Source organism: Streptomyces sp. SP18BB07 (genome assembly GCF_036322545.1).
Taxonomy (GTDB): Bacteria; Actinomycetota; Actinomycetes; order Streptomycetales; family Streptomycetaceae; genus Streptomyces; species Streptomyces deccanensis.
On sequence record NZ_JAQYWT010000333.1, the window covers coordinates 204,560 to 217,439 of the forward strand.

Below are 12,880 nucleotides of genomic sequence, written 5' to 3' on the forward strand. Positions count from 1 at the left end.
CCACCGGACCCGCACCCGACGACGCACCCCACGACGCCCCCGACAACGCATCCCGAAAGGAAAGAATGCCCCGCTTCAGCATCATCGTCCCCACCTACGGCGTAGAAGGGCGGCTACCGCTCGCTCTGGAGTCGGTTCTCGGTCAGCCGTTCGGTGATTTCGAGCTGATTCCGGTGCACGAGGCGGCGGCGGACTCGCCGGCCGGGGCGATCAGCGCCGCGTACGCCGTCAGGGACACCCGTGTCGCCCCGGTCGAGTCGCCCCCGGCGGGCGGGCTGAGCGCCGCCCGCAATGCGGGACTCGCGGCCGCGCACGGGTCGTACGTGCTGTTCCTGGACGGGGACGACACGCTCGCGCCCGGCGCGCTGCGGGCGATCGCGGACCGGCTGGACGAGACCGACGACCCGGACGTCCTGTACTTCGCGCACGAGCGGGCGCACTGGTGGGAGGGCGCCACGACCGTCGTGCGCCCGGCCGGCCCGGACGCCCCGGCGTGGAGCGCGGCCTACCGCCGGGACTTCCTCGTCGAGCGCCAACTCACCTTCCCCATCGGCTATTTCACCGACCTCGGCTGGAACGGCCTGGTCGCCCTCGCCGCCGACCGCACGGCCGAGCTACGGGACACGGTCTGCGTACGCCATCTGCTGCGCCGACAGGGCAGCCGCCTGTACGCGCCCGGCGACCACCACCTGGAGCTCCTCGACCAGGTGGAGCTGGTGCTCGCCCGGGCCGCGGCCGGGCAGGGGCTGTCGGAGGCGTTGTTCGGGCGGCTCTTCGCGATCGTCCTGCGCGGTCTCGCGCACCTGGAGCGGCTGCCCGCCCACCACCGCCGGGCCTTCTTCCGCCGCGCCACCCATCTTTACGACCTTCACCGCCCGGCCGGTTTCACCCCGCCCGCCGGCCGCCTCGGACTCCAGCACCGACTGCTCGCGAGCGGCTCGTACGCCGGGTTCCGGGCCCTGCACGCCGCGCACCGGGCCGCCGTCGAAGCCCTGGCCGCGCTCCCTCGTCCTCGCACGCCCCTGTCCCGCGCCCTGTACGCCGCCCAGCGCCGTCTGCCGCTGGACCGCGACCTCGCCGTGTACCGCGCGCACCGGGACCGTGGCGTCGGCGGTGACCTCGTCGCCCTCCACGCGAAGGTCCGCGAACTCGCCCCCCGGGTCCGCTCGGTGTTCCTCGTCCCGGCCGACGCGGTGGACCGGGTCCCCCGGGGCGCCGAGCACGCCGTCGTCGGCACTCCGCGCGCCTGGCGGCTGCTGGCCCGCGCCAAGTACCTCGTCGACGGCGCCGACTGCGCCGACCTCGGCGACACGGTCGTCAAGCGTCCCGGAAGCGTCCATCTCCGGATCCCGCCCGGCACCCCGCTGAAGGCAACGGGCCTGGACCGGTCCGCGTATCCGGTGGTCGCCGCCGGGGCGGACGGTCCCGCCGGGGCGAAGAAGCTCCTCGGGCAGGTGGACCACTGGGACTTCGTCCTCTCCCCCAACCGGCACACCACCGAGACCTGGGAGCGGGCCTTCCCCGGGCGGTACGAACAGCTGGAGTACGGCTGCCCGCGCAACGACGTCCTCTGCACGGCCACGGCCGAGGACGTGGCGCGCGCCCGGCGTGCGCTGGGCGTTCCCGACGGCAGGAAGGCCCTCCTCTACGCCCCCACGCACCGCGACCACGCCCCCGGCCACGAGGCCCGGCTCGACCTGGAGGCGTTGTGCGAGGCGGTGGGCGAGGAGTTCGTGGTGCTGCTGCGGGCGCCCCGCCGCTCCGCCGCCGGCCCCCCTCGCCGAAGCGGCGGGCGGATCATCGACGTCACCGCGCACCCCCGCGTCGAGGAGGTCTGCCTCGCCGCCGACGCGCTGATCACCGACTACGCGTCCCTGCTGTTCGACTACGCCCACCTCGACCGTCCCGTCGTGATCCTCGCGGACGACTGGGAGGTGTTCCGGGAGACCCGGGGCGTCTGCTTCGATCTGCCGGCCGCGCCGCCCGGTCATGTGGCGCGCACCGAGCGGGAGTTGGCGGACCTGTTCCGTGACGGCTCGTACGCGGATACGGAGTCCGACGCGCTGCGGGCCGTCTTCCGGGAGCGGTTCTGCCAGTTCGACGACGGCCGGGCGGCGGAGCGGGTGGTACGGCGGGTGTTCCTCCGCGAGCGCCCGGAGGCGCTGCCGCCGGTGGTGCCGCTCGCCGAGCGCGCCCCGGCCCCGACGCCGACCCCGACACCGGCCCCGACGCCGACTCCGACCGCCGCGACCCTCGTGAGGAGCTGAGGACATGCCCCGTTTCACTGTCGTCATTCCCGTCTTCGAGGTCCGGGGCCAGCTGCGCGAGTGCCTCGACTCGGTTCTGGAGCAGTCGTACGGGGACGTGGAGGTGATCGCCGTCGACGACTGCTCGCCGGACGGCGGCGGCGAGATCCTCGACGCGTACGCCGCCCGTGACGCGCGGGTACGGGTGCTGCACCTGCCCGCGAACGTGGGCCCGGGCCGCGCCCGCAACGCCGGACTGCCGTACGCCACCGGTGACTTCGTCCTCTTCCTCGACGGCGACGACACCCTCGTGCCGGGCGCCCTGCGCGCGCTGGCGGACCGGCTGGAGGAGGCCGGGGACCCCGATGTGCTGGTCTTCGACCACGTCCGCGCGTACTGGTGGGGCGAGACGCGCCGCGACGCCCGCGCGCACCTCCTGAGCGCGGTGGGCGAGGGCGTCTTCACGGTCGCGGAGCGCCCGGAGGTCCTCGGCCTGCCGACGGTCGTGTGGAACAAGGCGTACCGGCGGGAGTTCCTGGAGGCGCACGGCTTCCGGTTCCCGCCGGGCCACTACGAGGACACGCCGTGGACGTTCCCGGTGCTGCTCGGCGCCGGGCGGATCGCCACGCTGGACCGGATCTGCGTGTCCTGCCGGCAGCGCCCGCGGGGCACCCTCCTGTCCACCTCCGGCCGGGGGCACTTCGACGTGCACGACCAGTACGAAAGGGTCTTCGCCCATCTGAAGTCCCGTCCGGAACTGGCGAGTTGGTGTTCCCGGGTGCGGAGCGCGATGGCGGACCACTGTCTGGACATCCTCGCCGCATCGGACCGGGTGCCGCCCGGCGACCAGGCCGAGTTCTTCCGGCGGACGGAGGGGCTGTACCGGAAGCACCGGTCGGGCGACGACTCCCCGGCCCCCGCGCACCGGGTACTGGAGGGCGGCTGGCCCGCCTACCGCGCCCGGCGGTGCGCGGCCCGCGCCCGTACCGCGCTGGGCGTGCGCGGGGAGCGACTGTGGGCGGCCGGCGCCGAGTGGATCGGGCGGGGCTGGTCGCTGGCCCACGAGCGGCTGCCGCTGGACCCGAACCTGGCCCTGTACTCGGCGTTCTCCCATCGTGGGGTGCTGGGGGATCCGGCGGCCGTGTACCAGGCCGCCCGGGAGTTCGCGCCGCACATCCGGGGCGTGTGGGTGGTGCGGCCGGAGCGGGTGGCGGCGCTGCCGCCGGGTGTGGAGCATGTGACGCCGGGCTCGCCCGAGTATCTGCGGCTGGCCGCGCGGGCGACGTACTTCGTGGGCAACGCCGACTGGCCGGGCGCCCTCACCAAGCGGCCGGGCAGTGTGCACGTCCACACCCACCAGGGGACCCCGCTCAAGTTCATGGGCGCCGACCTGCTGCGGAAGCCGGGTGCCCGGCTCGGCGTGGATGTGCCGGGGATGCTGCGGGGGGCCGACCGCTGGGACCACAGTCTCGTCGCCAACCGCCACTCCGAGCTGGTGTGGAGCAGGGCGTACCCGTGCGGCTTCACCTCGCTGCGGACCGGCAGCCCGCGCAACGACGTCCTCGTGAATGCCGGTCCGGGTAGCGGCGCGGCGGTCCGTGAGCGGCTGGGCGTCCCGGCCGGGCACACGGTCGTGCTGTACGCGCCCACGCCCCGCGACTACCGGCGCGGCGGCCACGTCGAGCGCTTCGACCTCGCCCGGTTCGCCGCCGACCTGCGGCGCAGCCTGGGCGAGGCGCTCACCCTCCTGGTGCGGCTGCATCCGTCGCTCGCGGACGGCCCGGCGCGCGGGTTCGGGCTGGCCGAGCTGCACCGGCGGGGTGTCGTCGTGGACGCGACCGACGAACCGCATGTGGAGGAGCTGATGCTCGCCTCCGACGTCCTGGTCACGGACTACTCGGCCCTGATGGTCGACTACGCCAACCTGGACCGGCCGATCGTCGTCCACGCCGACGACCTCGACGCCTTCGCCGCGAGCCGGGGCATGTACCTCGACATCACCGCCGACCCGCCCGGCCATGTCTCCCGCTCCTACCGGGAGCTCGCCTGGCTGTTCGACTCCGGGCAGTGGCGGGACAGGGAGTCGGCGCGGCTGCGGGCCGGATTCCGGGAGCGGTACTGCGAGTTCGACGACGGGCGGGCGTCCGAGCGGGTCGTGCGGACACTGATGCTGGGTGGGACGGCGGGGGCGGTGCCCGCGCCTCGACCGGCCTCGTCCTCGGCGGCCGCCGCCGCTGTCCCGTCGTCATGAGGGCGCCCACGGTCGGCGTGCGGGCGCGGGTCCTCGCGACGCGCGCGCGGGCGTGGGTGCTGCTGCTCGCCGCCGTTTTCGCGCTGTGCCAACTGGCGAGCGTCACCGGGCGCGCCACTCCCGACACCAGGAACTACGTCTCGTACGCCCTCACGCTGGGCGGCGCGGGTGTGCGGGAGTCGGCCGCCGGGACCATCGACCACTACTGCGGGAGCCGGGCGGCGTGGGCCGAGCGGAAGCAGCGCGTGGACGTGGTGCGGTTCCGGGCGCCGAGTCCGGCGGCGCGGGTCGCCGAGGAGTGCCGGCGGGAGCTGTGGCGGAAGGTGGACCGGCGGCTGGCGGCCGGGCAGTCGGGCGTCCCGATCGCGCCGTTCACCTCGGAGCGGTTCCTGCGGATCTTCGAGGTGCGGCCCGGGTATCCGCTGTTGCTGGCCCCGTTCGTCGCGGTGTTCGGGGTCCTGTGGGGCGTGTGGCTGGCGAGCGTGCTGATCGCGGCGGCCGGGGGCGTCCTGGCCTACGTGGTCCTGCGTGCCGTCCGCGCGCCTGTGCGCGTCGCCCTCACCGGACAGGCCCTCTACTACGTGCTCCCCTGCGGCGCGACCGCCATGCGGCCCATGACCGAGGGTGTGCTGCTGGCCCTGACGCTGACGGCGCTCTGGGGGTGCGCCCTGGCGAGGGAGGGCCGGGTGCGGGCGGGGGCGGCGCTGGTCGCCGGTTCCCTGGCGGCGCTCTTCACGGTGAAGCACTCACAGGCGCTGTTCCTGGGGGTGTGTCTGGCGGGGGCGTGCGCGGTGGTCGCCGCGCGACGCGGGCACGGGAGCGTGCGCGGTGGTGAGCCATGGGTCCTGCCGGTCGGGGCCGTGTCCGCGTGCGCGGTGGTGGGCACGCCGGCGCTCGCCGCGCTGCTGCACCACCCGGCGTCCACGGAGAGCCTCCAGGACCTGCTCACCGATCACTTCACGCGCCCCGACCGGACCGCCCCGTGGCCGGAGTTCCTGCGCCTGGAGGCGAACTTCTGGGCGGAGTGGGGGCGTCGGCAGCTGACCCAGCCGCTGTTCCTCGCCGCACTGGTGGCGGGCGCGTGGGGCGCGCTGCGGCAGCGGCCGGTGTTCGGCTGGTTCGTGCTCGCGGCGGCGTGCACGGGCATCCTCAACCAGGCCGCGCATCCCGACATCACCATCTGGGGCGACCGGCTGATCGTCGTGGCGTGGCTGCTGCCGGTCCTGGGGCTGCCGCTGCTGCTGGAGCGGATCACCACCACCCGCGACTCACTCGATGTGGTGACCGCGAGCTGAGCCGTTGACCCTCCCGGCCATACCGGGAATACACGGCAAATGCCCCGCACAGCCCACACCACCCCCGGCTCCGGCCCGGACCCGCGCGTCCGGCGCCGTCGGCGGGGCGCGCTCGGTGTCACCGCGCTGCGCGGCGGCCGTACCCGGCTGTCCCGCCGACCGACCCCGTATGTCGTCATGGGCGGGCTGTTCTGGCTGGTCATGACCTTGGCGTACTGGCGGGTGCCCCTGTGCTGCGACGCCGGCCAGCACGCCGCGGTCGTCGAGCGGCTGCGCTGGGACCTGCTGCACCCGGCCCACCCGACCGCCGATCTGCCGGGCGCGGGCAGCCCGTACTACTCCCCGTACGCCGTCGCGCAGGGCGTGCTCGCGCGGCTGACCGGGCTGAGCGGCTGGTCCGTGGTGAAGCTGGCCGGGCCGGTGAACCTGCTGGTGCTGCTCACCGGGATCGGCCGCTTCGTCCGCGTGCTGACGCCCCGGCCGTGGGCGCCGGTCCTCGCGGTGCTGTTCATGACGCTGCTGTGGGGCACCGAGCGGGTCCTGTGGAGCGGCTTCCTCGGGCTGATGTCGCTGACCATGACCCTCGGCTACCCGTCGGCGTTCGCGACCGGGCTGACGTTCTGGGCCTGGGCGTGGACGGGGGCACGCGCGCGTGGGGGCGGCTCCCCCGGGCGGGTGCGGTACGTCGGGCCGAGCGGTCTCGGCGGCGTCTGGGCGTACGCCGCACTCGGGGCGCTGTACGGGCTGATCGTGCTGGTGCATCCGATCACGGCGGTGGCCTCGCTGGCCGGGGCCGTGGCGATCGTGGCGGCCTGGCAGCGCGGCTGGCGGCGCCCGGTGGTGGCCCGGTGGGCGTCGGCGGGCGCGGCCGCCCTCGCGGTGGCGGTGTCCTGGCCGTACTACGCCGTCCTGTCGCTGGTCGGGCACCCGGGCGTGGACGGGGTCCACCGCCTGCTGTACGAGAGCGCGGCGGGGAACCTCTGGCTGGCGATGCTGCTCGGGCTGCCGGCGCTGTGGGCGCGGGGGCGCCGGTCGCCGAGGGACCCGCTGGTGCTGATGTGCGCGGTGGAGTGCCTGACGGTGGCGTACGGCTGGGTCAGCGGGCACTACACGTACGGGAGGGTGCTGGCGCTCGCGGCGGTGCCGGCGCAGTTCGCCCTGGCGGTGGAGCTGGCGGCGCCCCGGCCGTGGGGCTGGGCCCGGCGGCTCCTGGGCGGGGCCGCGGCCGTCGGGGTCTGCGTGGGTTTCTGGACCGTCCAGGCGGGGGCGGTCGTGCCCCGGGCGCTGGATCCCGTCGGCTTCGACCAGCCGCCGCGCTGGCCGTCGTACGACTGGGCGGCGCGGCATGTGCGGGCGGGCGAGACGCTGATCACCGACGGGTACGCCGCGGCCCGCGCGCTCCCCGGGTACGGGGTGAACATGGCGGCGCCGACCTGGCCCGATCCCGCGCTGGAGGAGGGAGAGCGTGGTCGGCGGCACGCGGATGTGCGGGCGTATCTGGATCCGGCGTCGACGCGCGAGCGGCGTGCGGTCGTCGCGCGGCGGTACGGGGTGCGGTGGCTGGTGCTGACCCCGCGGCAGAAGGTGCCGGCGGAGGCGGTGGTCGTGGACTGGAGTCCGCGGACCGGGGAGGTGCTGGCGCGGATCGCCCCGTAGGGGGAGTGGTACGGAGCGATCCGCGCCGAGCGGCGGGGTGTCACGCCGTTGCGGCGGAGCCCCCGCGGGGTGACCTACTCGACGACCAGCTCGACCGGCATGTTGCCGCGGGTAGCGTTGGAGTAGGGGCAGACCTGGTGGGCCTGCTCGACGAGCTTGCGGCCGAGGGCCTCGTCGACGGTGTCGGGGAGCTCGACGCGGAGGGTGGCCTTCAGGGCGAAGCCCTCGCCCTCCTTGCCTATGCCGACCTCGGCGGTCACGGCGGCGTCGCTGACGTCGACCTTGGCGGCGCGGCCGACGAGGCCGAGGGCGCTGGCGAAACAGGCCGCGTAACCGGCGGCGAAGAGCTGCTCCGGGTTGGTGCCCTGGCCGTTGCCGCCGAGCTCCACCGGGAGGGCCAGGTCGAGGTCGAGCTTGCCGTCGTTGGTGACGGCGCGACCATCGCGGCCGTGGGTGGCGGTGGCGACAGCGGTGTAGAGCGCGTCCATGGGAGAACCATCCCTTTCACAGGTCATCTCACGTCCGGCGGTCCGGTCCGACCGCCGTTCACGGACTCCAGTAGAGCACACAATTCAATTGCACACAACTAAATGGCGGACAGGAGTTACCCTGGAGTCATGACCAAGAGCCCCGCCTCCACGCCCGAGGGGATCTCCTCGGAGATCTCCGGGCAGATCTCCGAGGAGGACTTCCTCCGTCTCGACCGGCAGATCTGCTTCTCCCTGCACGCCGCCTCGCGCGCCTTCAACGGTGTCTACCGCGTGGTCCTCAAGGACCTGGGGATCACCTATCCGCAGTATCTGGTGATGCTCGTTCTGTGGGAGCAGGGCGAGCTGCCCGTGAAGAAGCTCGGCGAGCACCTGCGGCTCGACTCCGGGACGCTCTCGCCGCTGCTCAAGCGCCTGGAGGCGGCCGGCCTCGTCCGGCGCGAGCGCAGCGCGCGCGACGAGCGCTCGGTGATGGTGCGACCGACCGAGGAGGGCGCTGCCCTGCGGGAACGCGCTCTGGCCGTGCCCCGCCGGATCGTCTCCGCGACCAGCCTGGACATCGACGACATCCGTGATCTGCGCGACCGCCTGGACCGCCTGACGGTCGCCCTGGACGAGGCGGCTCTCACGGATCCGGCCGGGTGACCGTCAGTACCCCGCAGAATCCGACACCGTCATGCGGAACCCCAGCCTCCCGCGTGCCATCTTCCCCACGGGGCCGCGAAGCCGCCCTTAAGGGAAGATTTGCACACATACCTCTCACAGGTGCGGGGCAACCATGGCTCTTCAGCAGGCGCAGGTCTCCGTCGTCGTCATCGGGTACGACGACGCGGCCCATGTGGCGGACGCCGTGCGCTCGGCCCTCGCACAAGGGCAGGCCGTCCGTGAGGTGATCGCCGTCGACGACTGCTCGACGGACGGCAGCGCGGAACTGCTGGAGCGACTCGCCGAGGACGAGCCCCGGCTGCGGGTGGTCCGGCGCACGTCCAACAGCGGCGGCTGCGGCACCCCGCGCAACACCGGCCTGGACGTCGCGACCGCGCCGTACGTGATGTTCCTGGACAGCGACGACATCCTGCCGCCCGGCGCCGTGGACGCGCTGCTGGCGGCGGCCCTGGAGCACGACGCGCCGGTCGCGTCGGGGCTGTGCGTGCGCAAGGAGCTGCCGTCCGGCCGGGAGACCCCCTGGCAGCCCGAGCTGTACGCCCAGCGCACGCTGGTGGCGCACTCGTCCCAGCGCGTACGCCTGGTGCACGACACCCTCTGCGTCAACAAGCTCTACCGCACCTCCTTCCTGCGCGAGCGCGTCATCCGTTTCCCCGAGGGCCGCTTCCCGTACGAGGACTTCGTGTTCGGCGCACGCGTCCTGGCCGCCGCGCCGCGCGTCGCGCTGGTCCCCGACCCGGTGTACGTCTGGCAGGTGCGCCGGTCGGCGGCCCGGCTGTCCATCTCCCTGGACCGCTCCGACATCGCCAACTGGCGGGCCCGCCTCGATGCCGACCGGATGTCGTACGACATCCTGCTGGGCGCCGGCGAGAAGGCCCCGGCACGGGCCACGCGGACGCGTTTCCTCGACCACTCGCTGCGGATGTACGCGCGCGAGCTGGACCTGCGCGGCGCGGAGTACCGGCGCGAGTGGTGGACGCTCACGCGCGCGTACCTGGCCACCTTCGACGAGGGCGACTTCGCGCCGGCGCCCGCGCCCGGCCGGGTCGTCGCCCGGGTGATCCTCACCGCCGAGGAGCCGCGCGACCTGCCCCGCCTCAAGGAGATGTCGGCCCGCCCCGCCCGGCTGACCCCGCCCTACGCGCGCGCGGGCGACGGCACGCCCGTCTGGTCCGCCGACCTGCCGCAGGTGGAGCTGGACCATCTCCTGGTCCGCCCCATGGAGCTGCTGCCCGCCGCCGTCGACGCGGAACTGCGCCCCCGCACCCGGGGCACGGTCCTCCGGCTGCGGCTGCACGAGCTGTACGGGCGGATGGCGGAGGCGGGGCCCCGGACCGTGGAGGCGGAGTTCGTCGAACGCGACGACGGGCGCGTGGGCTTCACCGGCACGGCGCCCCTCCTGCCCGAGGCGGAGGGCGACAGCGGGCCGGGCGCGTCCGACGAGTCGGACGTCGACAGCTGGACGGCGGAAGTCCCGCTGGAGCTGGCCGCGTTGGGCAAGGGCACGTGGGACCTGCGGCTCCGGCTGCGGTTCGCGGACGGCAGCCGCCGGGAGACCACCGCGCACGCCCTCGCGGGCGCCGGGCTGCTACGCCGGAGCGCACTGCCGAGCACGCGCCACGGAGTGCTCCTGGTGCAGCCGTACGCGACCCACGCCGGGGCGCTCGCGGTACGACTCGCGCCCGGTTGGCGAGGATTGACCGAGGTCGTCCGCCGACGCCTCAAACGCCTGCTTCACTGAGAGCCGACGCGATTCCACCAACAACCCAGCAACATCGTCTTGACTACGAGGGGACGGTCGTCCATGACCTGGCTGATCACCGGTGGCGCCGGATACATCGGGGCGCACGTGGTGCGCGCGATGCTCGACGCGGGCGAGGAGACCGTCGTCTACGACGACCTGTCCACCGGGGTCGCCGAACGGGTGCCCGAGGGCGTCCCGTTGGAGATCGGCTCCACCCTCGACGGGGAGCAACTGGCCCGGGTGATCCGGGACCGGCACGTCACCGGCGTCGTCCACCTCGCGGCGAAGAAGCAGGTCGGCGAGTCCGTCGAACTGCCCCTGCACTACTACCGGGAGAACGTCGAGGGCCTGCGCACCCTGCTCTCGGCCGTCACGGACGCCGGAGTCGCGTCCTTCGTCTTCTCGTCCTCCGCCGCCGTGTACGGCATGCCGTCCGCCGCGCGGGACGGGGACCTCGTCACCGAGGAGACCCCGTGCGCGCCGATGAGCCCGTACGGCGAGACCAAGCTGGTCGGCGAGTGGCTGGTCCGGGCCACGGGCCGGGCGACGGGCCTGTCGACGGCCTCCCTGCGCTACTTCAACGTGGCCGGCGCGGCGACCCCCGAACTGGCCGACACCGGCGTCTTCAACCTCGTCCCCATGGTCTTCGAGAAGCTCTCCGAGGGCGCCCCGCCCCGGATCTTCGGCGCCGACTACCCGACCCCCGACGGCACCTGCGTGCGGGACTACATCCATGTCGTCGACCTCGCGGAGGCCCACGTGGCGACCGCGCGGCGGCTGCGCGAGGCGCCGGGCACGGATCTGACCCTCAACATCGGGCGCGGGGAGGGTGTTTCGGTGCGCGAGATGATCGACCGGATCAACGCGCTCACCGGCCACGACGTGCCGCCCGTGGTGGTCGACCGGCGGCCCGGCGACCCCGCGCGCGTCGTCGCCTCGGCGGACCGGATCGCCGCCGAGCTGGGCTGGAAGTCGCGGTACGGCGTCGAGGACATGATCTCCTCGGCGTGGGCGGGGTGGACGCGGCGGACGGAGCGGTAGCAGCGCCTGCTGTGACGGAATCGATGTGAAGCGGGAACTGTCCGGTGCCGTTTGCTCGTGTGTACTAGGGGAAGCCGACGAAGAACTTCTCGGCGACTGACGTACGTACGACGTGTCCGACAGGGCGTTACGGGGGTAGCGACGGTGCCGGCTTGGGACATCGATCCGATCAACGTGCAGACCACGCTGAAGTCGACCGGTGAGGCGGCCGGCGGCCTGGAGAAGGCCGCCAACTCGCTGGTGTCGAACATGGCGAGCGCGGCCGAGTCCGCCGGGACGGCCGTGCCGGGCGGGCAGTTCAGCGGCCCCATGATCGGGCCGGTGGTGGCGGGTACGCCACGGGTGCCGGTCGGACCGGTCGCGGCGGCGCTGAGCAAGTACCTCCAGGAGCGGCAGCAGAAGCTGGCGTACATGGCGCAACGCACCATCGACTCCGTGCAGGGCGCGGCCAACGCCACCAACGCCTATGTGACCGGCGACCTCGACATGGCGGCCACGCAGCAGGCCAACGCCCTGAAGGCGACGGTCGTTCCGCCGCCTCCGGGTGTCGACGGGAACGGCGGGCAGGGGCCGAAGTGAGCGACGACATCCCCGTCATCCCGGAGGAGGTCCCCGAGTTCACCGGCAATCTGGAGCAGCTGGACCTGGGCATCGCGGGTGTCCGTTCGGCCGGCACCTCCCTGAAGGACTCGGGCTCGGCGATCCACACCCGCTTCGGCGGCCTCTCCGCGTACTACAAGGCACCTGAGGCGGAGGCGCTGTTCGCGACGACCGCGCCGGTGGCGGCCAAGGGCGACGAGTTCGCCACCGAGTTGGAGACCGTGGCCTCGGCGCTCGACACGTACGCCGCCGCCGTCGGTCCGCTCAAGCAGAAGTTCGACCAGCTCCGCCGGGACGCGATCGCCTTCCGCGCGAAGATCGAGGGCGACGACGAGTGGCGGGCCGACGGCGACCTCGTCGAGGAGAACAACAACCGCCGCTCCGACATCAACGCCGCGTACGCCGCGTTCCAGGCCGCCGAACGCGACTGCTACAACAAGATCGTCGCGCTGGTCGGCGGCGAGGCGCTCGTCGTCAACGACGGCAGCAACAAAGAGAACATGTACGGCTACCGGGGCGAGGACCTCAACAACGCCGGGGGTCTGCCGTGGGGCGACCCGGTCGAGGAGTCCAACCCCTGGTACTACATCCATGAGCACGCCTGGGACTTCACGGTCGGCTTCGTCGTCGACGGCGTGTGGGGCACGATCAAGGGCCTGGGCACGCTGGTCGGCTTCAACGGCTGGGACGCGGCCGGTCAGGCCTGGGTCGGTCTCGGCAAGCTCGCCACGGGCATCCTCATCACGGCCGTCCCGGTGGTGGGTGCCGCGTACTGGCTGGCCCCGGACGACAAACTGCCCTCCTGGCTGCGTGACTCCCGTACGGCCGTCGTGGAGACCGGCAAGGCGCTCATCGCGTACGACGAGTGGGGCAAGAACCCCTCCCGGGCGGCC

9 protein-coding genes and 1 pseudogene are annotated in these 12,880 nt (G+C 73.6%); 9 read left to right on the forward strand and 1 reads right to left on the reverse strand.

Going from position 1 to position 12,880, the window contains the following annotated elements; genetic code table 11:
- The first annotated feature begins 65 nt into the window (after nucleotides 1-65).
- From PUR53_RS26550 to PUR53_RS26565, 4 genes are read left to right on the forward strand one after another with little or no spacing between them, the layout of a single operon-like run.
- Nucleotides 66-2,267: a bifunctional glycosyltransferase/CDP-glycerol:glycerophosphate glycerophosphotransferase gene (locus tag PUR53_RS26550; RefSeq protein ID WP_329909857.1), complete on the forward strand. Its 2,202-nt coding sequence runs from the start codon at nucleotides 66-68 to the stop codon at nucleotides 2,265-2,267.
- A 4-nt stretch (nucleotides 2,268-2,271) separates the two neighbouring features.
- Nucleotides 2,272-4,497, forward strand: coding sequence for a bifunctional glycosyltransferase/CDP-glycerol:glycerophosphate glycerophosphotransferase (locus PUR53_RS26555; protein WP_329909858.1), 2,226 nt, complete (start codon nucleotides 2,272-2,274; stop codon nucleotides 4,495-4,497).
- Nucleotides 4,494-5,792 (forward strand): hypothetical protein, encoded by a 1,299-nt coding sequence (locus PUR53_RS26560; protein ID WP_329909859.1) that lies wholly within the window; start codon nucleotides 4,494-4,496, stop codon nucleotides 5,790-5,792. The genes PUR53_RS26555 and PUR53_RS26560 overlap by 4 nt, the downstream gene beginning before the upstream one ends.
- Nucleotides 5,793-5,831: 39 nt before the next feature.
- Nucleotides 5,832-7,448 (forward strand): hypothetical protein, encoded by a 1,617-nt coding sequence (locus tag PUR53_RS26565; RefSeq protein WP_329909860.1) that lies wholly within the window; start codon nucleotides 5,832-5,834, stop codon nucleotides 7,446-7,448.
- Nucleotides 7,449-7,522: 74 nt separating this feature from the next.
- Here PUR53_RS26565 and PUR53_RS26570 read toward each other — a convergent pair whose 3' ends face one another.
- Nucleotides 7,523-7,936: an organic hydroperoxide resistance protein gene (locus PUR53_RS26570; RefSeq protein ID WP_329895329.1), complete on the reverse strand. Its 414-nt coding sequence runs from the start codon at nucleotides 7,934-7,936 to the stop codon at nucleotides 7,523-7,525.
- Between the two features lie 129 nt (nucleotides 7,937-8,065).
- Here PUR53_RS26570 and PUR53_RS26575 point away from each other — a divergent pair, with 129 nt between their 5' ends.
- From PUR53_RS26575 to PUR53_RS26595, 5 genes and pseudogenes are all read left to right on the forward strand, one after another.
- Nucleotides 8,066-8,581, forward strand: coding sequence for a MarR family winged helix-turn-helix transcriptional regulator (locus PUR53_RS26575; RefSeq protein ID WP_329909861.1), 516 nt, complete (start codon nucleotides 8,066-8,068; stop codon nucleotides 8,579-8,581).
- A 133-nt stretch (nucleotides 8,582-8,714) separates the two neighbouring features.
- On the forward strand, nucleotides 8,715-10,343 hold the full coding sequence (locus tag PUR53_RS26580; protein WP_329909862.1) for a glycosyltransferase family 2 protein: 1,629 nt from the start codon (nucleotides 8,715-8,717) through the stop codon (nucleotides 10,341-10,343).
- 63 nt (nucleotides 10,344-10,406) lie between these two features.
- Nucleotides 10,407-11,387, forward strand: coding sequence for a UDP-glucose 4-epimerase GalE (gene galE, locus PUR53_RS26585; protein ID WP_329909863.1), 981 nt, complete (start codon nucleotides 10,407-10,409; stop codon nucleotides 11,385-11,387).
- A 144-nt stretch (nucleotides 11,388-11,531) separates the two neighbouring features.
- Nucleotides 11,532-11,966 carry a DUF6507 family protein gene (locus PUR53_RS26590; protein ID WP_329895333.1) on the forward strand — a complete coding sequence of 145 codons (435 nt, stop codon included), beginning with the start codon at nucleotides 11,532-11,534 and terminating at the stop codon, nucleotides 11,964-11,966.
- Nucleotides 11,963-12,880: pseudogene (locus PUR53_RS26595) on the forward strand (hypothetical protein); the annotation flags it as partial. The gene PUR53_RS26590 and the pseudogene PUR53_RS26595, both read left to right, overlap by 4 nt.

Excerpts from the sequence above, each read along its gene's own strand:
- PUR53_RS26550 (WP_329909857.1), top strand. The coding sequence starts at position 66 with ATGCCCCGCTTCAGCATCATCGTCCCCACCTACGGCGTAGAAGGGCGG.
- PUR53_RS26555 (WP_329909858.1), top strand. The coding sequence starts at position 2,272 with ATGCCCCGTTTCACTGTCGTCATTCCCGTCTTCGAGGTCCGGGGCCAG.
- PUR53_RS26560 (WP_329909859.1), top strand. The coding sequence starts at position 4,494 with ATGAGGGCGCCCACGGTCGGCGTGCGGGCGCGGGTCCTCGCGACGCGC.
- PUR53_RS26565 (WP_329909860.1), top strand. The coding sequence starts at position 5,832 with ATGCCCCGCACAGCCCACACCACCCCCGGCTCCGGCCCGGACCCGCGC.
- PUR53_RS26570 (WP_329895329.1), bottom strand. The coding sequence starts at position 7,936 with ATGGACGCGCTCTACACCGCTGTCGCCACCGCCACCCACGGCCGCGAT.
- PUR53_RS26575 (WP_329909861.1), top strand. The coding sequence starts at position 8,066 with ATGACCAAGAGCCCCGCCTCCACGCCCGAGGGGATCTCCTCGGAGATC.
- PUR53_RS26580 (WP_329909862.1), top strand. The coding sequence starts at position 8,715 with ATGGCTCTTCAGCAGGCGCAGGTCTCCGTCGTCGTCATCGGGTACGAC.
- galE (WP_329909863.1), top strand. The coding sequence starts at position 10,407 with ATGACCTGGCTGATCACCGGTGGCGCCGGATACATCGGGGCGCACGTG.